At 55.2% G+C, this 21,516-nt stretch carries 21 protein-coding genes and 1 pseudogene; 7 read left to right on the forward strand and 15 right to left on the reverse strand.

The features are described 5' to 3' along the window. Window positions 1–132 precede the first annotated feature (132 nt). The gene (locus H6F75_RS12790; RefSeq protein ID WP_190752823.1) at window positions 133–1,107 is read left to right on the forward strand and encodes an aldo/keto reductase; all 975 of its coding nucleotides are present in this window, start codon (window positions 133–135) and stop codon (window positions 1,105–1,107) included. A 166-nt stretch (window positions 1,108–1,273) separates the two neighbouring features. Here H6F75_RS12790 and H6F75_RS12795 read toward each other — a convergent pair whose 3' ends face one another. Further along, window positions 1,274–1,672: a DUF5335 family protein gene (locus H6F75_RS12795; protein WP_190752825.1), complete on the reverse strand. Its 399-nt coding sequence runs from the start codon at window positions 1,670–1,672 to the stop codon at window positions 1,274–1,276. A 201-nt stretch (window positions 1,673–1,873) separates the two neighbouring features. Between H6F75_RS12795 and H6F75_RS12800 the strand changes: the two genes are divergently transcribed. Further along, window positions 1,874–2,473, forward strand: coding sequence for a tetratricopeptide repeat protein (locus H6F75_RS12800; protein WP_190752827.1), 600 nt, complete (start codon window positions 1,874–1,876; stop codon window positions 2,471–2,473). 271 nt (window positions 2,474–2,744) lie between these two features. Here H6F75_RS12800 and H6F75_RS12805 read toward each other — a convergent pair whose 3' ends face one another. Further along, on the reverse strand, window positions 2,745–3,101 hold the full coding sequence (locus H6F75_RS12805; protein WP_190752830.1) for a hypothetical protein: 357 nt from the start codon (window positions 3,099–3,101) through the stop codon (window positions 2,745–2,747). A 1,029-nt stretch (window positions 3,102–4,130) separates the two neighbouring features. Here H6F75_RS12805 and H6F75_RS12810 point away from each other — a divergent pair. Then, the gene (locus H6F75_RS12810; protein ID WP_190752832.1) at window positions 4,131–6,563 is read left to right on the forward strand and encodes an ATP-binding protein; all 2,433 of its coding nucleotides are present in this window, start codon (window positions 4,131–4,133) and stop codon (window positions 6,561–6,563) included. 199 nt (window positions 6,564–6,762) lie between these two features. Here H6F75_RS12810 and H6F75_RS12815 read toward each other — a convergent pair. The 3 genes and pseudogenes from H6F75_RS12815 to H6F75_RS12825 form a co-directional block, all read right to left on the reverse strand. Beyond that, window positions 6,763–7,280: pseudogene (locus H6F75_RS12815) on the reverse strand (type 1 glutamine amidotransferase domain-containing protein). 49 nt (window positions 7,281–7,329) lie between these two features. Beyond that, entirely contained in the window at window positions 7,330–9,984 is a 2,655-nt protein-coding gene (locus H6F75_RS12820) for a PAS domain-containing protein (RefSeq protein WP_190752834.1), read from the reverse strand. 270 nt (window positions 9,985–10,254) lie between these two features. After that, window positions 10,255–10,455: a hypothetical protein gene (locus H6F75_RS12825; protein ID WP_190752836.1), complete on the reverse strand. Its 201-nt coding sequence runs from the start codon at window positions 10,453–10,455 to the stop codon at window positions 10,255–10,257. Between H6F75_RS12825 and H6F75_RS12830 the strand changes: the two genes are divergently transcribed. Genes H6F75_RS12830 through H6F75_RS12845 form a run of 4 tightly spaced genes read left to right on the forward strand, consistent with a single transcriptional unit; the run spans window position 10,454 to window position 13,001 of the window. Beyond that, complete coding sequence (locus H6F75_RS12830; RefSeq protein WP_190752838.1) at window positions 10,454–11,251, forward strand: sulfite exporter TauE/SafE family protein; 798 nt, start codon at window positions 10,454–10,456, stop codon at window positions 11,249–11,251. The genes H6F75_RS12825 and H6F75_RS12830 overlap by 2 nt on opposite strands. A gap of 4 nt (window positions 11,252–11,255) precedes the next feature. Then, window positions 11,256–11,726, forward strand: a complete 471-nt coding sequence (locus tag H6F75_RS12835) for an HAD hydrolase family protein (protein WP_190752840.1) — start codon at window positions 11,256–11,258, stop codon at window positions 11,724–11,726. Between the two features lie 47 nt (window positions 11,727–11,773). After that, window positions 11,774–12,295, forward strand: a complete 522-nt coding sequence (locus H6F75_RS12840) for a hypothetical protein (protein WP_242019962.1) — start codon at window positions 11,774–11,776, stop codon at window positions 12,293–12,295. 16 nt (window positions 12,296–12,311) lie between these two features. After that, a complete protein-coding gene (locus tag H6F75_RS12845; protein ID WP_190752842.1) occupies window positions 12,312–13,001 on the forward strand; it encodes a phosphatase PAP2 family protein in 690 nt (229 codons plus the stop codon). 10 nt (window positions 13,002–13,011) lie between these two features. On the opposite strand, the gene H6F75_RS12850 is transcribed toward H6F75_RS12845, so the two are convergent. The 10 genes from H6F75_RS12850 to H6F75_RS12895 all read right to left on the reverse strand — a co-directional run bounded on the left by H6F75_RS12850 (window position 13,012) and on the right by H6F75_RS12895 (window position 21,457). Further along, the gene (locus H6F75_RS12850; RefSeq protein ID WP_190752844.1) at window positions 13,012–13,206 is read right to left on the reverse strand and encodes a hypothetical protein; all 195 of its coding nucleotides are present in this window, start codon (window positions 13,204–13,206) and stop codon (window positions 13,012–13,014) included. A gap of 65 nt (window positions 13,207–13,271) precedes the next feature. Then, a complete protein-coding gene (locus H6F75_RS12855; RefSeq protein WP_190752846.1) occupies window positions 13,272–13,949 on the reverse strand; it encodes a cadmium resistance transporter in 678 nt (225 codons plus the stop codon). 472 nt (window positions 13,950–14,421) lie between these two features. Further along, window positions 14,422–14,814: a GFA family protein gene (locus H6F75_RS12860; RefSeq protein WP_190752848.1), complete on the reverse strand. Its 393-nt coding sequence runs from the start codon at window positions 14,812–14,814 to the stop codon at window positions 14,422–14,424. A gap of 244 nt (window positions 14,815–15,058) precedes the next feature. After that, entirely contained in the window at window positions 15,059–15,625 is a 567-nt protein-coding gene (locus tag H6F75_RS12865; RefSeq protein ID WP_190752850.1) for an isoprenylcysteine carboxylmethyltransferase family protein, read from the reverse strand. 277 nt (window positions 15,626–15,902) lie between these two features. Further along, window positions 15,903–16,295, reverse strand: coding sequence for a hypothetical protein (locus H6F75_RS12870; protein WP_190752852.1), 393 nt, complete (start codon window positions 16,293–16,295; stop codon window positions 15,903–15,905). A gap of 79 nt (window positions 16,296–16,374) precedes the next feature. Beyond that, window positions 16,375–17,373, reverse strand: a complete 999-nt coding sequence (locus tag H6F75_RS12875) for an alpha/beta hydrolase (protein ID WP_190752854.1) — start codon at window positions 17,371–17,373, stop codon at window positions 16,375–16,377. Window positions 17,374–17,668: 295 nt separating this feature from the next. Beyond that, window positions 17,669–18,661: a hypothetical protein gene (locus H6F75_RS12880; protein ID WP_190752856.1), complete on the reverse strand. Its 993-nt coding sequence runs from the start codon at window positions 18,659–18,661 to the stop codon at window positions 17,669–17,671. Window positions 18,662–19,009: 348 nt separating this feature from the next. Next, complete coding sequence (locus H6F75_RS12885; RefSeq protein WP_190752857.1) at window positions 19,010–20,176, reverse strand: YeeE/YedE family protein; 1,167 nt, start codon at window positions 20,174–20,176, stop codon at window positions 19,010–19,012. Between the two features lie 21 nt (window positions 20,177–20,197). Further along, the gene (locus tag H6F75_RS12890) at window positions 20,198–20,416 is read right to left on the reverse strand and encodes a hypothetical protein (protein WP_190752860.1); all 219 of its coding nucleotides are present in this window, start codon (window positions 20,414–20,416) and stop codon (window positions 20,198–20,200) included. 90 nt (window positions 20,417–20,506) lie between these two features. Beyond that, window positions 20,507–21,457 carry a sulfurtransferase gene (locus H6F75_RS12895; protein WP_190752862.1) on the reverse strand — a complete coding sequence of 317 codons (951 nt, stop codon included), beginning with the start codon at window positions 21,455–21,457 and terminating at the stop codon, window positions 20,507–20,509. Window positions 21,458–21,516: the final 59 nt, after the last annotated feature.

The following is a 21,516-nucleotide window of genomic DNA, read 5'->3' on the forward strand; positions in this document are numbered from 1 at the left end:
AGCCTTCAAGTTTCACCTCTGGCAGCCGATCCAATAGATCTGTGCTGCGGAAATTTGAGCATCCCAACCCCCAAGATTGGGGCTTAGGGAAGAACGATCGTTAGACGAAACACGCCAATTAGGAGTTAAACCATGAAAACCCGTAAGTTAGGTCAACTGGAAGTCTCTGCCATTGGGCTCGGCTGCATGGGCATGTCAGAGTTTTACGGCGATCGCGATGAAGCCGAGGCGATCGCCACTCTGCACCGCGCCCTAGAGCTAGGCGTCACCCTGCTCGACACCGCCGACATGTATGGGCCTTTCACCAACGAAGAGCTGGTGGGTCGTGCCATCAAAGACCGCCGCGACCAGGTGGTGCTGGCCACCAAGTTTGGCAATGTACGCACCGCCGAGGGCGGCTGGGGCGGCGTTAGCGGCAAGCCCGACTACGTCAAGCAGTGCTGCGACGACTCGCTCAGACGGCTGGGGGTCGAGGTGATTGACCTCTACTATCAGCACCGGGTAGACCCCACAGTACCCATCGAAGACACCATTGGGGCGATGGCTGAGCTGGTGCAGGCGGGTAAAGTGCGCTACCTGGGCCTGTCAGAGGCGGCCCCGGCCACCATTCGCCGCGCCCACGCCGTGCACCCGATCAGCGCGCTGCAAACGGAATACTCCCTCTGGAGCCGGGAGCCAGAGGACGAGATTCTGCCGACGGTGCGCGAGCTGGGCATTGGCTTTGTGCCCTATAGCCCCTTGGGACGCGGGTTTTTGACCGGTGCCTTCCAAAGCCCCGACGACTTTGCCCCCGACGACTACCGTCGCCACGCCCCCCGCTTTCAGGGCGAGAACTTTGCCAAGAACCTGGCCCTAGTTGACCAGGTGAAGGCGATCGCCCAGGAAAAAGGCGTGGCCCCAGCCCAGCTTGCCCTGGCCTGGCTGCTCGCTCAAGGCGACGACATGGTGCCCATCCCCGGCACCAAGCGCCGCAAGTATCTCGAAGAGAACGTGGCGGCGGTGGAGATTGAGCTGTCCCAGACCGAACTCGATCGCATCAACGCCGTTGCCCCCCAGGGTGCAGCCGTGGGCGATCGCTACGCCGACATGAGCACCGTCAACCGCTAGGTAGCACTGTCTATTTCCCCTGTCCCTTCCATGAGGGGACAGGGGATCAATAGATATCCAGTTCCCTCGCAGAATTCCTTCAACTATTGCCGGGTGAACTGCCCAAAAAACTAAAGGGGTGCCCGATCGAGCACCCCTTCTCAAAAACGTCAGTTAAACCTTTGTCTTAAAACCCTCCAGATGGGCTCAGCCACTGGAACTGAAAACTAATCACGGTTTGGGCGTAATCGTCATCGGTGATGGTGCATGACTGAATTGCTCCGTCTTCGTCGGTAATGATGCTGACGGCTTGGGGAGACACAATGCGGTGGGCATAGACAGCCTCGCGGGTGCCCAAAAAGCGGTTGACCGTGACCATCAGGTCGTTGCTGTGGTCGGGCTGGTCGTAGGTGATCGAAAACAGCGGCTTCTGATACAGCACGTTAAAGTCGCCCAGTTCTTTATCTAATTGCTTTAAGGTAACCAACCGTCCTCGATGCTCATCGGTGAGCTGGGCAAAAAATTCTTGCCAAATGCCGTGGGGAATCTCGAGCTGATACCGCTTGCAGGACAGTTCCAAATCCATCGTTTACCTCCTCACTAACAATGGTGTTCAGAGTAAATTTGCCGTGTGTCATTGCTGTGCCAAGACTATGACAAAAGAGCTAAATCTAACCGGAGCATCGCGCTGAGACGTGACTGAGACGCCACCGACACAAAATCGCCACAACCGCTAACTACCGTGACTGCAAATGCACCGATTCCCTTTAGGAAAAGGACAGATGCTATGGAAACTATGGTTCGCGATCGCCAAATCTCACCCATTGGCCTTCGATCCAGTGCAACGCCATCTCAAGGCCGGTCTCTGGCCACCATCCCCAGGGCTCTACCTCCCTGCGACGACGAAACCGTTGCCATGGGCCAGTGTGAACTTGGCAAGATTCGTTTAGAGATGGGCCGCTTTGAGGATGCCCTTGAGCTGTTTGAGCAAGCCCTAGCCCTACAACCCCATGATGTCGAAAGCTGGCACAACAGAGCCGAGGCGCTCACTTGCCTCAATCGCTACGAAGATGCCCTGGCCAGCTTAGAGCAGGCTCAAACCCTTGCTGGGTTTGCCACCACTCGCTTGCTAGTGCAAAAAGCCGTGGTGCTGATTTGGCTCAATCGCCTAGAGGACGCGCTCGCCTGCTGCAACCGTGCCCTCTGGCTCAACCCCGACCACAGCCAAGCATGGCTATTTCGTGGCGTTACCTTACAGCGTTTGGGGCGCTCTAAGGAAGCTCAACGCAGCTATCGCCGGGTAGCTCAGCCAGCTCTAGCGGCTGGGTCTCACTCAAATCTCCAGCGTCTTTGCCAAGACATTGTTGACAACCACCAGGCTAGCTGAGGCAGACAACCAACGCGTTTTTTGAGAATTGTTCAGCCATCCTGATGGTGCTCAATGCGGGTGTGATGTAATCCCCCACCTTTTTATCTGATGCGCTAAGCCTTTCAAAGCCTCATACTACAGGTTCCATAGGCTTCGCCAACTGAGGGGCTAGCGTGTTTTCGGAGCATTTCTCAGGTCACTAAGCCTTAAAAAATCCCTCTCCTTTTTCCAAGGAGAGGGATTCGAGGCATCAGATTGCAGCTCAAGACATCGCTGGTACCGACACGGTCTAGTTACCGGGGGTAATTTTCTCTAACACGTTTTCGATCTGGTCTTGCACGGTGGTGGAAGACTGAGAATCTGCGGGGGAGTTCATGGTGTGCAGGTCAGCATCGCCCTGCACTTCGTTGGGGCCTCGCTGGGCTTTGCGCTGAACTTCTTTCTGGTCTCGGGGTTCAGCGCTAAGGGCACGCTCTGACGTTTCCTGGAGTTTGTTCATTTGAGTGGTGCCGTCAGAGGGGCTGCTGCTGGAGTTGCCAAAGGCCATAGCCGGGTTAGCTATCCCCAATAGCAAAAACAGCGAGGCCACCACCACCATAGAAATTCGAGCCAGGTTACGATTTAGGCGACGTAGAACGTGTTCCATTGTCATCATCCTTTCAACTTAGTTGTTTAACCGATATTGAAAGCTGAAATCGCTGTGGGCGCGATCGCAGACCTTCTATAATCAGCCCTTTGACAGAGCCTGAGGTAAGGTCTGCGGTGTTTTCAGCTATAGCAATACAACCCTAGGGCACTGCTACAGACTCAACATCGACCCCAGGATATACGTCTAACGGCTGCTACTCTGCCGTTTGTCATATTTCCTGAGCCACTAAAGAAACAGATTTCTATAATGCTATTCGTTTCTAAAAAAATTTCTAATGCTTAACATTGCATTGTTAAGTAGCTTAAATTTAACGTTGGATGAACACTGAGTATAAGCTTTGGCGCACCAGCCCGGACGGTTGGACAAACCACCGCTAATTTAATGTGTTGGGAGTTTTCTCAAAAGTGCTGCAACTTAGAATAAAGACGAAATGCCCTCAAATTCCTTGATTTCCTTTGAATTTGAAGGTGATATAAAAAGAAGTTCTTAGTCTGAATAGATTTTTTCTTAACAAAGGCATAAAAGACCGTTCAATAACAAAAGTGACCACAAATGCCTTTTAACCGCTTTTAAATAATTGGATCAATCACAAACCTCTACGTAAAGATAGCGGCTGTAGTTGACATCACATTTGAGTTGAGTGCTTGTAGCAAATGTTTTTAACGTTTTGTTTGCCTAACTGGCTTCAATGGAGGCCAATATTGAGTGATCTAAAGTGATCAACGTAATTAAAAGTAAAAAAGGTTTCTACCCTAAGATAGATCACCCTTTCTATAAAAAGACTGATCATCAGTCATAGCTGTAGTCTCAAAACTATAGCTAACGAGACAGGCCTAGAATCAGTTCAGTTCTTTGGGTCAGTCAGAGTTTTGGTTGAGCCGGGGCTTGGGTCAGTCAGACCATCCAGGAAGCTGGTTTAGCCAATTAGTGATTCGCCGCTGCCACATAGCATTGCAGAGCAGCTATATTCCTCTAAGGGTGAGGGCTGCTGGCGCTAGGGTACATCAGGCGTTACGGGAGAATAGAATGTCCCTTCAGGGAACTACCCAAGCTGTTTTTGCTGGCCCAGCCCCACTGGCAACGCTGCTACAATCGCGCGATTGGTCACAGACCTCGCTGGGCGACTTCACCACCTGGTCCTCCGCCCTCAAGACAACTCTAGGCATTGTGCTCAGCGCCGAGACGCCGATGGCTTGCGTTTGGGGCTGCGATCGCGTCTTACTGCACAACTCAGCCTGCGCCACTTTACTGCCCGCCGTTAATACCCAGGGACAGCCCCTAGCCGCCATCGATGGCTGGGGAACGGCAGTCAGCGTTACTGAGCAGGTGTTTGCTACTGGGCGATCGCAGTCCTTCGACTTTATTCAAGATGCCGTCCTGTATCACTGGGCCTGTAGCCCCATTTGGGATGAGGCCGGCCAAGTCGGCGGGGCGTTTATCACCGGCCAGGCTACCCATTGCCCCTCGACGGAGGGCGCCCTGCGCAAGAGCGAAGAGCAGCTGCGCCTGGCCCAGCAGGGCGCTGAGGCCGGTCTGTGGGATTGGGACATGGTCGCCAACGATGTCACGTGGTCGGAGGAGTACTATCATCTCTACGGCTTAGCCCTGACGGTGAAGCCCTCCTACGACAACTGGTTGGCCTGCATTTTACCGCTCGATCGCCCCCATGTTGAGCAAAAAGTCCGTGAGGCGATTGAGCGGGGCAAAAACCTGAAGACCAGTTTTCGCATTGCCCACCCCCAGGATGGTCGACGCTGGATCATGGTCAGGGGGCAAACCTTCTACGACGCAGCGGGCAACCCGATCCGCATGACGGGCATCGCCATCAACGTCACTGAGCAAAAGCGCTTTGAACAAGCCCTGATCGGCAGCGAAGCCATTGCCCGCACCCAGGCCGAAGAACTGGCCGCTCTGATGGAAACTGCCCCCGCCGCCATCTGGATTGCCCACGATGTCGAGTGCCGCCAAATGACCGCCAACCGCATGGCTCATCAGCTCATGCAGGCGGAACCAGGATCGCTACCCGCTGGCACCTCCTGGGCTGGCGGCGGCACGCTGCCGTTTAAGCAGTACAGGCAGGGGCAAGAACTGCTGCCCCAGGACATGCCGATGCAAAAAGCCATTCGCACCGGGCAGGAAGTCACCGACGAAATCGAGTTTGTTTACCCCGACGGCACGGTGCGCACCATCTACGGTAAGGCGGTGCCGCTCTATGCTTCCAATGGTGGGGTGCGGGGCGCGATCGCCTGCTTTGCCGAAATTACCGCGCTCAAACAGAGCGAGTACGAGCGCGAGCAGTTGCTCCAGCGCGAGCGCTTCGCCCGCGAAGAGGCCGAGCAGGCCAACCGGCTCAAGGATCAGTTTTTGGCGGTGCTCTCCCACGAGTTGCGATCGCCCCTCAACCCCATTCTGGGCTGGGCCAAGCTGCTACAAACCCGCAGCTTTGATGCGGCTAAAACCGCCCAGGCCCTAGCCACCATTGAGCGCAATGCCCTGCTCCAAACCCAGCTGGTCGACGATCTGCTCGATCTGGCCAAAATTTTGCGTGGCAAGCTGCACCTTCACCCGGTGCCGGTCTACCTGGCTGGCGTTGTCGAAGCGGCCGTGGAGACGGTGAAGGCCTCGGCAGCGGCTAAAACCATTGCCCTCAAGCTCGACCTAGAGCCGACGATTCAAGTCGCGGGCGATACCGCGCGGCTTCAGCAAATCGTCTGCAACCTGCTCTCCAATGCCGTCAAATTTACCCCCAGCGGTGGGCAGGTCACCGTCACGCTGCAATCTGTCGATGACCAGGCCGAGATTAGCGTCAGCGACACAGGCATTGGCATTAGCCCAGAGTTTTTGCCCCACTTGTTTGAGTCTTTTCGGCAGGAAGATGTTTCCATCACTCGCAAGCATGGGGGACTGGGGCTGGGGTTAGCGATCGTGCGCCAGCTAGTCGACATCCATGGGGGCACCATTACGGCCCGCAGCCCTGGCGAGGGGCAGGGGGCCACCTTCAGCGTTCGGCTCCCTCAGCTGTCGGTGGAGGCTAGCACCGACCCCGCCGCTGCCCTGCCCAAAGCAGCCCTCGATCTGAGCGGCATTCGGGTGTTTTCTGTCGATGACTCGGCCGACACGCGCGAGTTTTTGACGGTGCTGCTGGAGCAGTACGGGGCCAACGTGATTACCGCTGGCTCGGCTAGCGAAGCCCTCGCCACCATTAGAACCCTGCACGCCGACGTGCTGATCAGCGACATCGGCATGCCCGATATGGACGGCTACAAGCTAATTCGCCGGGTGCGCGCTCTGCCCCCCGACCAGGGGGGAAACATTCCGGCGATCGCCCTCACCGCCTATGCCCGCGACGAAGATCAGCAGCAGTCCTTGGCCAGCGGCTATCAACGCCACCTCAGCAAACCCCTCGATCTCGAAAAACTGGTGCAGGCCGTGGTCGAACTCACTCAGGCTCGTTCATAAATTCAGCAGTCCTCGCAGAGGCAAACGGTCGTTTGCCCCTACCCAAATTCGTGCCTCAGTTCAGCAACGCCACCGCTCCATCATGGCTTAGCCCCTGAGGGAATAGCCCAGTGTACTTGGCGATCGGGTACCAATTGCACCTCAAACCCTACACCCGAAACCCTGCACCTGACACCCGATCGCACCCCCAACCCCTCCCCTACCGAGCGACGCTCAGCGCTTGCAGCAGAGCTTGAGCCGCCGCCTCGGAGGAGGCCGGATTTTGCCCGGTGATTAGGAGACGGGCGCTTTGGCATGGCGCAGCACCCCGGGGGCATGGCACACGGCGGCTACAGGCTTATTTGCCCCATAGAAGGCCTCAATCAAAGCAATGGAATGGGTGTCGGCGGCGAGATCCCACAGCGGCCCGTGGCCACCGGGGTAGAACACAGCGTCGTAGTCGGCGGCTGACAGCGTCGCCAGCACGGCGGTCTTGGCTAGAGCCTTCTGGGCGTCGGAGTCTTGGCTAAAGCGAGCGGTGGCCTCAGTTTGGGCATCGGGGGCGTCGCTTTTGGGGTCTAGCGGAGGTTGGCCACCCCGAGGCGAGGCTAGGGTAATGTCGGCCCCAGCATCTTTAAACACATAGTAGGGGGCCGCAAATTCTTCTAGCCAGAAGCCGGTTTTTTTGCCGGTGTCTCCCAGTTGGTCATGGGAGGTCAAAACCATCAAAATTCTCATGGGTTATTCCTTAGATAAAGTTAGGAGGGCGGTTGAAACAGAGGTGCGCCTAGCCGCTACCGCAGAGCAGCTCTGCCAGGGCCTGATCCAGCTGATCTAGGTCGAGGGGTTTACTCAAGTGGCGCTGAAACCCGGCGGCGATCGCGCGATCGCGCGTTTGTCCATCGACGTAGGCGGTCAGAGCGATCGCCGGGGTCAAACCTCCCTCTGCCGCTGGCCGCTGGCGCAGGGCCTGAATCAGCATAATGCCATCCTTCTCGGGCATGCCGATGTCGCTAATTAGCAGATCGGGATGGTGCTGCTCGACCAGGTGCAGGCCCACCTCGGCAGATTCAGCAATTAGCACCTCCATGCCGTAGTCTTCCAGCAGGGCCGTCAACAGGTGCAGCGAATCGAGATCATCGTCTACAACCAGAACTTGCCGCCCGGTCAAGCTGCCCATGCCAGGGGTGGCGAGTTCCGGAGAGGGGGAGGATATAGCGAGCTGCAAGGGCAGTCGCACCGTAAACGTTGACCCCTGCCCCAGGCCTGGGCTAGTCACCGACGCCTCGCCGCCGTGCTGCTCCGTCAGATAGCGCACGATCGCTAGCCCCAGCCCCAGCCCACCAAAGGCCCGAGTGCTGCTGCTGTCGGCCTGGCGAAAGCGCTCAAACACGTGGGGCAAGAAATCGACGCTGATTCCCTGGCCGGTGTCGGCCACTTCGACGACGGCGTAGTTGTCAGCCTGGCGCAGTCTGATGGTGACTGTACCGCCCTTGGGGGTGAACTTAATCGCATTGGAGAGCAGGTTCCACACGATCTGCTGAAGGCGGTTGTGGTCGCCTGCCACCGCCCCCAGGTCGGGGGCAAACTCGGTGACTAGGGTAATCGCCTTGGCCTGAGCCGAGAGCTGCACGGTCTCCAGGGCGGCCCGCACCACGTCAGGCAGCACCACCGATTGAATGTTGAGCGGTAGCTTGCCGCGCAAAATCCGCGACACATCGAGCAGATCTTCGATCAGCTCGGCCTGAACTTTGGCGTTGCGCTCAATGGTTTCAAGGGCGCGGTTGCGGGTGGGCTCGTCGAGGGGGCGCGATCGCAGCAGCGAGACCCAGCCCAAAATCGGGTTCAGCGGCGTGCGCAGCTCATGGGAGAGCATCGCCAAAAATTCGTCTTTAATCCGGTTGGCCGCCTCAGCCTCTTCGCGGGCGAGGCGCTCTTGCTCCAGGGCGCGATCGCGCTCCACCAGCGCCATTTTCTGGTCGTGAATATCGGTCAATGAGCCAAACCATCGCAGCACCTCTCCCCGCTCATCCCGCAGGGGAAAGGCCCGCACCAGGTGCCAGCGATATTGACCATCGGCGGCTCGCTGCGGCCGAACCTCTAGGGTCAGCGGCAGCCCCTTTTGCAGCGCCTCGTCCCAGGCGCTCTGGCTGCGATCGCGGTCGTCGGGGTGCAGCACTGCCAGCCAGCCATGGGCAAAACTTTGAGCTGGGGTCAGCCCCGTATAGTCATACCAGCGTTGGTTACAGTACTCCAGCTGGCCACCGGGCAGCGCCGTCCAAAACATCTGCGGCATGGAGTTAGCCAGGGTGCGAAAGTGCAGTTCGCTCTTGCGCAGGGCTTCCTCCACCTGCTTTTGCTCGGTTACATCAGAGCTGATTTCTAAGACAGCGTCGGGTTCGTTCGCCGGATTAGTCTGAAGCGTCCAGCGGCTGTTGGTAATAATTGATTGGCCGTCGCGGGTGGTTTGCACCAGCTCCCCCGTCCAGTAGCCCTCCTGCAAAATGGCCTCGCGAATCGCCTCCATGGGTTCTGGTAAAACGGTCTTGAGCAGTTCTGTAGTCGATTGCCCGATCGCCTCTGCCGCCGACCAGCCATAGCGGCGCGCTGCTCCCTGGTTCCAGTAGGTAATGGTGGCCGTGTCGAGGTCTTGAATAATAATGCTGTCGTTGGCCAGGTCGAGCATTTGCATTTGCTGATAGAGCTGGCGCTGGTTATTTCTGCGATCGGTGACGTCTCGAAAATAGATGGCCAGCCCGTTTACCAGGGGGTTAATGTGCATTTCAAACAGGCGATCGGAGTGCAGCACCCCTGGGATTTCAACGATCAGCGGCTGTCGAGTTACCATCGCTCGCCGAAATGATTCCCCCATGGCACTGCCCTCTAAATTTGGCATCACCTCCCAAATTGATTGTCCCAGCAATGCATCTAGGGGACGATTAAACAGGTACTGAGCCTGGGGATTAATGTACACAAACCGCCACTGCAAATCAACGGCATAAAAGCCGTCGGTAATACTTTCTAAAATAGCTGTCACCCACTGATTGGTGTGGCGCAGAGAAGACTCGCTTTCTTGCAGCTGTAGAGAGCTGTGCTCTAAGCGATAGCGGGCCGATCGCAACGAGCCACACAGCAGGCTAAAGACAACGCCTTGGGTAACAAATACTAGGGTCCGAATAATGGCTGGAGCATCTAAGCTCAAGCCACTATTCGGGGTCATAAAAAAATAGTTGCTGAGTAAGGCCGCTAACCCTGTTGCTAGAAACCCGGAGGCAACACCGCCCCACATTGCGGCTATCACCACCGATCCAAAAAACAGTAAAAATGGGGTCGTAGCCATGTTGGCTACCGGATTCAGTAACCCCATCAGCAGGAGCGCCATCGTCACGCTCAAAACCGCTATGCCGTAGTTTTTAGGACGCAAATAAGGCCGAACGTTCATAGCAGCCTAACGGTACGAAGCATTTAGGGCGATCGCAAGCTGCTTCTAGCCTACAGCCCCCACGCAAAAACCTCTAACCAAGCCTGCCCCATTGTTTTTCAGCTAGTTCTAGCTTGAAATGGCGAAACTCTTTAGTCATATATCCCCAGGCATAAATTAGGTATTTGCACTGGCGGAGCTAGGCAATCGCTGTCGGTTTACACTTCATCTAATAAAGCGGTGCTGTTGCTGCAAAACTGTCTATCGGCAAAAGTTTTTCTCAAGTCATCACTAAAGGACGCTTTTGAAAGTCGTGTCTTTTGCTGCGTAGGGCAGAGCCTTTGGAACAACCGCGGAGAGAGCGTTGAACAAAACAGCTGGTAAATCTGGCTGAATCTCAAAAATATTGAAAGTGTCCTGAAACTGTGGCATAGTTTTTGGGGAAACACCGGTAATCCGATGGGTTTTTAGTAGTTTGGGCGGATTTGGCATGGTTGAGGTTTCGATCGCAGGTCAGCTCAGGCTTGGCTCGGTTGAGCTAGGGCTTTCCCCAACGGTGCTAGTGCTCTTGGTGGGAGTGTTTTTTCTCACCAGCGCCATCAGCATGGTGACCGGCAGCACATCGCTGATTACGGTGCCCGCGCTGCTACAGGCGGGGGTAGAGCCGCAGGTGGCGATCGCCACCAACATGGCTGCCCTGACCTTGATGAGCATCGGCGCCACCCTCCCCTTTGTCGGCCAGAGCAAACTCGACAGCCGCCGCGCTCCGGGACTGATTGGCCTCACCCTGGTGGGGTCTGCCCTAGGGGCGATGCTGCTGCAGCGGCTGCCCACCAGCGCCCTGTCGCCCTTCATCGCCGCCTCTATGCTGGTTGTCGTTGGAGTTTCTTTGACGATGGGCGATCGCGGCCTTGAGCCCAGCCTGGCCAAACGTTCTGACCTGGGAACTGCGATCGGGTACTTGGCCGCCTTTCTGTTGGCCATCTACGGCGGGCTATTTAGCGGCGGCTATGTCACCCTGCTCACCGCTGCCTTTGTGGGCTGCTTCGGCCACAGTTTTATCGAGGCGATCGCCACCAGCAAGCTGGTCAACATCTTTTCGTCTCTGGTGGCCACCCTGGTATTTATCTACCTGGGGCTAGTGGATTTTGGTCTGGGTTTGCTGTTAGGTGTGGTGATGTTCTCGGGTGCGTTTTTGGGAGGACGGGTGGTGCTGCACCTGCCTAACTGCTGGCTTCGCCGCATCTATGTCGTTGCCGTTATTGCCCTTGCCCTGAGACTGTTGTAAGCCCATGATCGACATCCCCATCCCCGGCTTTCGCCACCTCCAGCTAGCCCATCTCGTCTTGGACTACAACGGCACCCTGGCTACAGACGGTCGTCTTATCCCCCAGGCGGGCGACACCCTCGCCGCGCTCTCTGAGGCGTTGCAGATTCACATCATCACCGCCGACACCTTTGGGCTGGCCCAGGGCGAACTGGCGGACCTGCCGCTCAGCCTGACCATTACCCCTGTGGAAAATCAGGCCGAGACCAAACTGGCCTACGTCGCCGATCTAGGCACCGAGCGGGTGGTGGCGATCGGCAATGGCCGCAACGATCGCCAAATGCTTAAAGCTGCCGCCCTGGGAATTGCCCTGGTGCAGCGGGAAGGGGGCGCAGCTGAAACCCTGATCTCAGCTGATGTTGTCTCTACCAGCATTCTTGATGCCCTAGATCTGCTGCGCCAGCCCCGCCGACTGGTGGCTACCCTGCGATCGTAGTTTTGCTCCGCCGCCCAACGTTAACCCCCATAGTTAGGATGAACCCCTTGGCACTCCTTCAGTCCGATACCGAGTTAGATTCCAACACCGCGTTAGAACTTGCTGCCGCCGCCGACAGCTCCCCTGTGGTGGATGACGCCCAATCGACGGCCCCTTGGCTGCGACGGCTGTGGGGCGGCAGTCTGGTAGTGGTCGGCTACCTGCTCTCACCCCTGTGCTGGTGGAACGATCTGGTGATTAATCTGCCCCTGGCCCTGGGCTTTGGCTACCTGGTCAGCCGCCCGTTTCCCGGCACGCTGGTGCCCATGACTGGGCTAGGCTACTGGCTGACCAATGTCGTTGGCTTTATGCTCATGCAGCAGGGGGCGGTCACTGCGCTGCAAAAAGAGGGCCAGGGCAGCAGTCACTCGCTGCGCAACGGCCTGATCACCTCGACGCTGTATACCCTGGCGATTGTGGTGCTGCTCCAGCTGCACATCCTCGATGTGCCCGATTTTCTCACGGGTGACCTGCTCACCAATCTTGAGGCTGTGTTGCCCGATTGGCTCATGACCTGGATTTCGGCCTAATTTAATCTTTAGTCAAATGGAACATTCTGCTCGCTCGTCAGCCCCCAGCTCCCTCTGGCTGGGAGTCATTTTACCGCTGCTGGCCCTGGTGATTTTGATTGGCCTAGGGCTACTGGTGGCGGCTTACCCCACTCTGCCCGCTTGGGATGCGGCCTTTTTGCTGCGCCTGCATCGCTACGCTACCCCAGAGCTAAATCGAGGCGTGGCGATCGCTACCAAGTTGGGCACCCAATGGGGCGTGCTGCCCGCTTCCCTGGGGTTGATAGCTCTGGGCCTCTGGCATCGCCGCTGGCAACCGGCCAGCTACCTGGCCTTGGTGATGGCGGGCAGCGCCGAGCTTAACCAGGTTGCTAAGGTGCTCTGGCATCGAGTGCGCCCCGCCCTCTGGGAGGGCATTCCGCCCCACACCGACTTTAGCTTTCCGAGCGGCCACGCCACCTACTCGATGACCTTTGTGCTGGCCCTGATCTTGCTCAACTGGGATAGTTCTAAGCGCCCCTGGCTGTTGGGGTTGGGCGGTCTGTTTGCGCTCTGCATTGGAGCGAGCCGGGTTTATCTGGGGGTACATTTTCCGAGCGATATTTTGGGGGGCTGGCTGCTGGCTGCCGCCTGGGCACTGAGCCTGCATCAGGCTATGTTTCGCTGGCTACCACTGCTGCCAGGGTTAGAGCCTGAAGCCGAGGAGCAGTCCATTCAGCACCGCTAGCGGGCGCTACTCACCCATTTACTGTCTGCGATCGCCAAGCTAAAAATGCTTCAACGGTGGGAAAGTAGCGCACCACCTCATCTAGCCCTATCAACCTGCCTGAGCGATCGCCCTTCCAATAGTCAGCGTTGGTGCTTTGGGGCAGCAGGTCCGTGTTGCGATCGCGGCACCCTCGCTGAAAATACCGGTCCTGTCGATTTCTCATAACCACCCTCAGCAACTCATCCACCCATCTACCCATCCACTCCTTCACTCTTAAACCCTGCTACACTACAACCCCGGAGCCAGGGCATAGAGCAGCTGATAGCTGCCGTTTTCGAGCACAATCGAAGAGCCCAGCCAGATCAGCACAAAGGGAAACGCGCGCCGCACGTAGTTGGCCATCACAAAGGCTGCCTGGGGCTGGCGAATCAGGCTATAGGACAAGGTTAGCCACAGGCCAATCGCCGCGTAGCACACCGCCAAAATAATGCTGAGGCGAGGCAGAGTGCTGCTAGCAAACAGGGGAATGTAGATCGCGATGTTGTTGCCGCCGTTGGCTAAAGTAACCGCCGACACCCGATAGGTCTGAGGGTCGCGCAGGGTGTGCCACAGCGACTGGCGGCGCACCTTGCGGTAGTGGGGGTGGGTGGGGTTGGCCACCGACACATCTACGGGCTCGTCTTCTGCCATGGTTTGGCGGCTGAGCAGAGCGTTGACGCCGATGGCGATGGGCAAAAAGCCCAGTAGACCAATCCAAATGTGGGGAATCATCAGCCCGGCAAAATAGCCAATCAGGCTAATGCCTACCAGCCCGGTAAAGCCGACAAACTCGCCCACCACAATGTGACGCGGCCGAAAGGTGCGGTTGGTTTTGCTGAAAAACATCGTCAGGTAGATGTTGTCGTCGAAGGTGGTAGCGGTAGCAGTGGCAACACCAAGCATCACAGTCGGCACAATCCAGTCCATGTGTAACCCCTGAAGGAAGAACACCCCCAATTTACGGGGAGCAAAAAATAAGAGCAAACGCTCTTTTTTGTGGAATCGATAAATTGAATTTATGAATGCAACAAAAAGGCTGAAACCCCTGCTGGACAAGAGTTTTATTGCAGTAATTTGACCCGTTGACAGTACCCGAACGAGTCATTTTTGCAAAGCAGACTTGAGATTTTTGAATGCGATATAGCTACGTAGTAACACGCAGAAGCTGACCTAAAATGTTGTTTTGGTCGCTCAGGGCACGATGAATTTGGCTGGCGTAAGCATCCCAATCTAAGTTTTAGAGCACACAACAATACCCATGTGGTCAACATAAAACTGCACACAATCAAGCAGCCTCGTTCTCACGAATGGCTGCTTCAATCTCACACCGATAGATGTCGGCGTAGTGTCGCAGGAAGTCGCGCTGTGACTTTTGGAGCTGGAAATCTGGTTGTGCGATTTACTCCTCAAAGCGACTGGTGGGGTCGCGATCGCGTTCATATTGTCTCGTCAGCGGAAACGGCGGCAGCCAGGATTCGCGCCGGATGATCCAGTTTTCGTAGGTTGGCGTTAATTGGTTGGGGGCATCCAAGGAGCCTAGGTACACTTCGATTTCGTCTGCGGTGCGGGCAAAAACCGACGAACCGCAGCGAGGACAAAAAAACCGCCCGCCGTAGTCGCGGGTTTCGCCAGCGATCGCTACCGCATCTTGAGGGAAAATCGCGGAAGCGTGAAAAAGAGCCCCATGATGCTTGCGGCAGTCGAGGCAGTGACAAAGTCCAACTCGGTATGGGCGTCCCGTTGCTACAATTTGGACGTTGCCGCACAGGCAACCGCCGGTGAATTTGTCCATGCTGCGTCTTCTGTAAAGTTAGGCGGTCAAAATAGTTATAACGAACAGCACTAATCAACTTTCTATAGTTTATCCACTACTGCCACTACTAATGCCCCAAAAAAGAGGACTGTAGAGACTACGGTAGTATGCACAATGGCTGCCACCAACCAGCTCACCCGCTGCGGGAAACCCAAGCTGTAGTCGGGTTCAGCGCCTTGTTAGCCCGCTTGTGGGCGTTGTAGTCATTGCTTCTTGCGAGTACTCAAAAGTACCTTCTTACTCGATTGCAATAAGCTATGTATTCTTGACCATAGTGTTCTATCAGAAATTCTTCTTCGCGTAACACTTGACGATGAAGCAACCAAATACCAGCAACGAGATAGACCAGCAAAATCCAATTGGGAAATACTAAGAATTGTCCGATTAAGACCAAAGCAAACGCTACATAAATGGGATTACGGCTGAGAGCAAATACGCCCATTGTTATAAGTTCGTCAGGGTGCTCAACGTCAATGCCAATGCGAAAACTCTTACCGAAATAAACGAGACTGAGAAGCAGAAAAAACAAGCTCGCGAGACATAGAAGCACTCCAACCCAAGCAATCGCTTGAGAAGAGAAGAATGTCTGACCGCTGACAAGAGGGAGATTGAAGGCAGCAGCAAACACAGTATAGAAGTAGAAAAGAGCGAACGGCGGAATCAAGAAGTCTGTTTTGTCTGTATTCGCAAAATGCAACGCTTCTGTTCCTGCCTTTCTCAGTGGAAAAACTCTGAGCAACACCATTCCAATTAAAAGTATAATCGCCAGTGCAGCCAAGTATCTTTGCATGCGACTTTTCTCCGACTCTGTTGTGCTGCAACTTACTTTCGGCTAGTTCTGCTCTTAATTCTGCCCTAGAAAAAGAGCTTTCATAGAGGCTTTGAAACAAGTCTTCGTGACGGTGCCGCATGCCTTCACTGAGTAGCATGCGATGCTATTTTGGCTCAAACTGCTGGCGGCAGTATAAGGGGAGCCTAGTAAATCCTTTGATTGATCTCAACTTACAAAGCCCCTCTTTTCCTTAACCCCAAACTGAAGTTTTCTTAGGCGCTGTCCACCCCACTGGCTATTGAGCAAGCTCGGTTTGGAGATACTCTTGCATATTTGAGTCAACCAAATCTTGCCCTGTACTAATCAGCCACTTCTCAAGTTTCCGGTCTGGATCTTGAAGCTGTATCTCTTCCGATTGAGAAACACCTCTATAAATCCTGATAAAGTCCCTCACCCCTTGCTGATTTTCATAGTGGATGATTAAGCCTCGATAACCAAGCGCAGGTAGAGATTGCAGAGATTCGTCTGCGACTTCAGGTAATTGGTCTATGTGCTGTTCAACTTCAGCACATTGAGCCTCGCTTAGATTCCAAACAGGATTAGGTCGGCCCGAAAAAACATCTAATTCTACTGCAACAGGTGCTGAACACATTGTTACAGCTGCTAGGGGCATAAGTAAATTAATCATAATACTAAATCCACGGTGACCAATTTTTCAAAACTTTATAAGGCTTAGTTAGTGCACGCTTTTCTATAGTTGTTATACGTTATATGTTGCTACTGCAACGCACTTTTTCAACAGCTTGACGAATTGCATCAATGACTATTTCTGGCTTGTCGAGTTGGATTGCATGCCCACTTTCATGAGCAATAATGTGAACACCTTGGGGCGACTCATTGGCTAGATCTGCATGTAATACTTGCAATTTCTTAACTACCTCTTCGGTTATATCAAAATCTGGTTTTCCAGCCGATAGAACAATGAGAGGAATATCAGGAAACGATTTTGTCTGCCTTACCTGTTCAACTTGTTGCATGCTGACTGGTACCGCAGCCGATTCTTGAGCAAAAGTCTTGCCAAACTGGGTCTGAGAATAGAGTGCTTTAGCAAGAGACCGCATTGAAGGTGGGAACTTTTGGAATAAACCAGCCGCCATTGGCAAAGAATCAAAGGCGATGAGCAGACGAAGCAGACCAGTACGCCCCAGAATCGGCACTATGTACGTTAACAGTCGTTCGAGTCGTTTGTTCAGTTCAACCCATTCAACTGGTGCATCTTCATACATCCGCTCGTGGGCGACATCCACTAACACCATTCCAGCCACCTCTTCGGGGTAGTGATAGGCAAATAAGCGAGTGGATAAGCCGCTTGAAGACATTCCTACTAAGACATAGGGGGGTTCAATTTCAACCTCTGCTAAAAGCTGTCGCAACTCACTAACGGCTTGCTCAGCGGTACGCGGTTCTGAACTTACATCACTCCAGCCATAGCCAGCGCGATCGTAGGTTAAGATTCTCGTAAACTTGGCGATTTCAGGCTGTACTGATTGCCAATCCAGGTGAGTACCTCCAGTTCCACCATCCACAATGACTGTCGGGCGGCCTTCCCCCGTCATTTGGTAGTGCCAGTTTTTACCATTGATTTGAACTACTTTGCCGGGTGGCAGGAACCTTCGGCGATCGCGACTTGCGGCAAGTGCTTGATAAATTGCGCCAACCCCAACTATTCCAATCACCACCCCAAGGGGCACAACAAGCCATAGCATCTAGTCATTCTCCAAACTCACAGCGTTTACGCTTGTCCTACAAATAACTTCTAAATCATGCCTCAAGTCATAGCTTGAGCCCCACAACAAATTCTTCAAGCCTCGACTATGCTATCTCCATTCCTATCATCCCACCTGGAAAGAGCACGACTTCACCATCACGGAGAACGGAGCTGTAAAACCTTTTGCTGGTTTTCGTTCCCGTTCATAGGGCTTGCCATCCTTGCTCTTCGAGATTAACCAGGTCTTGCACTGCGGGCATTTCTTCCAAACTATTGTGTCGCACTACCAATCTTCATTCTTCTAACCGCTTCTCAAAATTCGATTGACGCACAGTACGATTCGCGATCGCAAGCAGAACAATCGCGCCCATCGCAAAGATTCCATTACCAATCAAATCCACAGTGCCTTTAGAACCAGCAGTCGGGGGTTGTGGGAACCCATACCAAGCGTAGGTCAACAATGCTCCACCCGCGAGTGCGAGCCGATGAGCATCTCCCCACCTTTTTGATCGCGACCACCGAGAAACGAATTTGATGATCAAGGCATAGAGCGCAAGGTAAATTCCAACAATCGCCCAGCCAGGTACGATATCAATGACCAAACTGAGCGCCATGAACAAGCTTGACGAGAGCAGTGAAACCAGACCCACAGTCCTCGGACGAGGTGTTTTTCTCGTAACCTGCGATCTCTGAGGCAAACGAACGCTAAAGGCAAGAGCAATCAGAACGACGATCGCGATCACGGTTCCAATCAGTTGTGGAGGAGAGGCTAAAAACCCCTCCTGGGTATAAATGCCAAAACCGATGATCGCGGCACCAAAGAGAAATAAAAGAGTTGTGAGTGCTAAACCGAATTTGCCTAACCAGGGTGTCGTTCTTCTATAGGGAACTAATGCTTCAATCAGTGCGATCGCTACACTCGTACTCCAAACCGTGTGTAAGGTCAAAACATACAGTGTCCACCATGCCCCCATGCCAATTGAGGGAATATAGGCAATGTCCAGCAGGTTCAGGCCAACAAACGAGGGGTTGAATAGACTTTGAGTGACGAGTCCTTCTTCAACCACAGCATACGCTAGGCCAAGCAAGATCATGGTTATCCAGCTTCGTTTGGCATGTCGAGTCACTTCACGAATCAACAGCGCTCCACCGCCGTATAGTGGCACAGCAAATAGCCCGTCTAGCAGAGCATCAATTGCTAGATTCCCTAGTAGGAATTCCCCAATCATGGGTGAGAGAAAGACCAGTCCGATCGCGGGTGCAATGCGCTTCAAAAAGTTCAGCATTGGGTGACCTCTCTCTGCAAAGCCACTTTACTAAAGCTGTTTGATAGATGACACAGCCAAAAGTTAGAGAGCGGAATGACCTTCTCATCAATGTCCTGTTACAACAGTAGGCTGCCCGATTGCTACCGGCTCTCAAATCCAGCACTACTAACGCATCTTCAACGACAACTTTGCCTGCCAAGGCTTTCACGTTCTGTTTTAGATGGTGATTGTGACCGAAATCTCGGTGCTGGAGTAGCTCTGTAGATCGGCAAAGCCCCAAGACTCTTGAGGAATCCTGGGGCCTGTCCCTAGCTAAATTAATGCCGCTGCAGGGTGAAGCATTACGGCGGCGAGAGGTCAGCCCAACTAATTAGAGAGTCGAAACAATGGCCTGAGCCTGACCCCCAGCAGAGTGCCAAGCAGCGCAAAGACGATCCACAGCCAGCCGTGCAGACTGGTGGAAGCAATGCCGCTGAAGTATGCGCCGACATTGCACCCAAAGGCCAACCAGGCACCGTAGCCCATCATCAAGCCGCCGATTAAAGCCGCCAGCACCGCCAGCCGCGAGGGGGGCTGCCGCACCGTGAGCTGCCCGGCGATCGCGGCGGCGATCGCCGCCCCCAGCACAATGCCAACATTCATCACGGAGGTGATATCGGCAAAGACATTGGCTTGTAGCACCTCAGCGATCGCCTCCTGGCTCCAAAACTCGCTGCTAGCCGGATTCCAGCCCAGCAGGGTAGCCAGCTTAGCCGTCCAGAGAGTAAACCCCCAGGTCACGCCCCAGGGTCGACCGGCCAGCAGCAGAGTCAGCGTATTCAGCAGGGCCAGCACGACCCCTCCGGCAACCAACGACCAGGGCCCGTAGAGCAGCGATCGCCAGCTTGGCGGCGGTTTCAGCGGCAGGGTTGCATGACCCTGCCGCCGCTGCCAGTACCAGAGGCCAACCCCCAGCAGCACCAGCAGCACCAGTTGCAGGGCAACTCCTGCCCAGCCCCACGCCACCAGCGCCACGGGCTCAGTCTGGGGCAACCCCTGCCAAAAGCCGTTGGTCAACGTGCCCAAAAACGACCCAATGCCAAAGGTCAGCAGGGTAAACAGCATCATTGAGCTGCCGCCGCCAATGGTGTAGAGCGTGCCGCAGGCGCAGCCGCTGCCCAATTGCATGCCCACCCCAAACACCAGCGCCCCGATCGCCCCCTGCAGCGCAACCGGAGCCAGCGATCCCCGGCCTAGCCCGCCTATCAAGATGGGCGCAAACAGCACCGTCGCCAGCGCCAGCATCACCACCTGCGCCAATACCCCCTGGCCGTCGCCCTGCACCATCAGCCGCCGATAGGACGACGCAAAGCCGAAACTGGCGTGGTAAAGGGTGAGGCCAAACAGGGTGCCAATCAGAAATAGTAGGCTCTGCCGCCAGCCAAAGCTAATTAAACCGGCAGCGATCGCCGCCACAACGGCCAGCAGCAAATAGAGCCACAGTGACTGCGATCGGGGTGCCTGCTGGCCAGTCAGGTCAACAATAGGGGTCATAGTCAGCGCCAGGTTAAAAAATTAAGAGAACCGCCCCCGAGTGGGGCGGCGCGGCTTCTTGCCATCTTCTTCGTCTTCGTCAGCCTCCTCGTCCTCGTCCTCAGGCTGGGTGGGGGCGCAGGAGGCAACCGGGTCTACAGTATCGCTACTAGCAGCCCCGTGGGTAACTGACCAAAAACTATGCCCCACCAGGCTGAGCGGGGTAAGAACGCTGGCGACCAGCAACAGGCGTAACAGCATAAAACAATAGGCTCCTTCAAAGTTAAGTGGCCCTGGCCGTTGCCACAGACAACCGCCAAAGGCCACCGATATTACAACCGATTAGGGCAATTAAACATTCGGGTCGCGCCCGGTGGCAACGGGCAAGTCAGTCTGGGCCGAATACTCCGTCCAAGCCCCTTCATACAACCGCACGTTGGAATAACCCAGCAGATGCTTCAGCACCACATACTGAAGCGACGCTTCGCGCCCGGTGCTGCAGGTTACGACAATGTCATCTTCGGGGGCAATTTCTCGGCGAGCCAGCAGCGCGCGAATCTCATCCAGGGACTTGAGCTGGTGGAAATTGTCTTCGCCCGCAGTAAAGCTGGGCCAGGGAAGGTTTTTGGCTCCCGGAATGTGGCCATTGCGAATGAACAGATCCTCTTCACCAGCAAACAGCGCGGGCGGGCGCGGGTCAATGAAGGTAACGCGGGCGCTACGGTCACGCACAATCGATCGCACCTCGTCGAGCGACACGCGAATATCGCTGTTATCGGTCAGGGTGAAGTTGCCTTTGTCATATTCAGGGAATTCCTTTGTCACTGGCAGGCCAGCATCCTTATAGGCTTTGAACCCGCCATCCAGCACCGAAACCCGACCGGCAAAGCTGCCCCGCTCCAGCAGGTAGGCCACCTGAGTGCTACCCAAAATACTGTTGCCTTCGGAGTAGATCACCACCTGGCTGTCGTTGTTAACTCCGGCTTCTTGAAACAGCGCTTCAATCTTTTGCTGCTCCCAAAACTGCACCGGCAAGCGACCATTGGGGCCCCGGAAAGTGTTCTCAGCAATATTTACCGCCCCGGGAATGTGGCTGCTGATGTAGTCCAGCGGGTTAGTGCGCACGTCGAGAATGCGCAGGCTTGCATCCCGAGAATGCTGCGCCACCCACTGAGGGGTAACGAAATCTATGGTCGTTGCCGCTGCTCCAGGCTGCACCAGCCCCGGCAAAGCGGCCACGGCTAAAACCGCCGCCAAAAAGGCGACCAGCTGAATTTTCCAGCGCTGTAGTTGCTTAAGCATTGAACGTGTCTCCTTATTTGTTCATCAATTGTCAATACAAAGGGGTAAAGGCTTGGGAA

Source organism: Nodosilinea sp. FACHB-131 (assembly GCF_014695395.1).
In the GTDB taxonomy this organism is placed as follows: Bacteria; Cyanobacteriota; Cyanobacteriia; order Phormidesmidales; family Phormidesmidaceae; genus Nodosilinea.

Coding starts and splice junctions, on each gene's coding strand:
- H6F75_RS12790 (WP_190752823.1), top strand. CDS start 133: ATGAAAACCCGTAAGTTAGGTCAACTGGAAGTCTCTGCCATTGGGCTC.
- H6F75_RS12795 (WP_190752825.1), bottom strand. CDS start 1,672: ATGGATTTGGAACTGTCCTGCAAGCGGTATCAGCTCGAGATTCCCCAC.
- H6F75_RS12800 (WP_190752827.1), top strand. CDS start 1,874: ATGGAAACTATGGTTCGCGATCGCCAAATCTCACCCATTGGCCTTCGA.
- H6F75_RS12805 (WP_190752830.1), bottom strand. CDS start 3,101: ATGGAACACGTTCTACGTCGCCTAAATCGTAACCTGGCTCGAATTTCT.
- H6F75_RS12810 (WP_190752832.1), top strand. CDS start 4,131: ATGTCCCTTCAGGGAACTACCCAAGCTGTTTTTGCTGGCCCAGCCCCA.
- H6F75_RS12820 (WP_190752834.1), bottom strand. CDS start 9,984: ATGAACGTTCGGCCTTATTTGCGTCCTAAAAACTACGGCATAGCGGTT.
- H6F75_RS12830 (WP_190752838.1), top strand. CDS start 10,454: ATGGTTGAGGTTTCGATCGCAGGTCAGCTCAGGCTTGGCTCGGTTGAG.
- H6F75_RS12825 (WP_190752836.1), bottom strand. CDS start 10,455: ATGCCAAATCCGCCCAAACTACTAAAAACCCATCGGATTACCGGTGTT.
- H6F75_RS12835 (WP_190752840.1), top strand. CDS start 11,256: ATGATCGACATCCCCATCCCCGGCTTTCGCCACCTCCAGCTAGCCCAT.
- H6F75_RS12845 (WP_190752842.1), top strand. CDS start 12,312: ATGGAACATTCTGCTCGCTCGTCAGCCCCCAGCTCCCTCTGGCTGGGA.
- H6F75_RS12850 (WP_190752844.1), bottom strand. CDS start 13,206: ATGAGAAATCGACAGGACCGGTATTTTCAGCGAGGGTGCCGCGATCGC.
- H6F75_RS12855 (WP_190752846.1), bottom strand. CDS start 13,949: ATGGACTGGATTGTGCCGACTGTGATGCTTGGTGTTGCCACTGCTACC.
- H6F75_RS12860 (WP_190752848.1), bottom strand. CDS start 14,814: ATGGACAAATTCACCGGCGGTTGCCTGTGCGGCAACGTCCAAATTGTA.
- H6F75_RS12865 (WP_190752850.1), bottom strand. CDS start 15,625: ATGCAAAGATACTTGGCTGCACTGGCGATTATACTTTTAATTGGAATG.
- H6F75_RS12870 (WP_190752852.1), bottom strand. CDS start 16,295: ATGATTAATTTACTTATGCCCCTAGCAGCTGTAACAATGTGTTCAGCA.
- H6F75_RS12875 (WP_190752854.1), bottom strand. CDS start 17,373: ATGCTATGGCTTGTTGTGCCCCTTGGGGTGGTGATTGGAATAGTTGGG.
- H6F75_RS12880 (WP_190752856.1), bottom strand. CDS start 18,661: ATGCTGAACTTTTTGAAGCGCATTGCACCCGCGATCGGACTGGTCTTT.
- H6F75_RS12885 (WP_190752857.1), bottom strand. CDS start 20,176: ATGACCCCTATTGTTGACCTGACTGGCCAGCAGGCACCCCGATCGCAG.
- H6F75_RS12890 (WP_190752860.1), bottom strand. CDS start 20,416: ATGCTGTTACGCCTGTTGCTGGTCGCCAGCGTTCTTACCCCGCTCAGC.
- H6F75_RS12895 (WP_190752862.1), bottom strand. CDS start 21,457: ATGCTTAAGCAACTACAGCGCTGGAAAATTCAGCTGGTCGCCTTTTTG.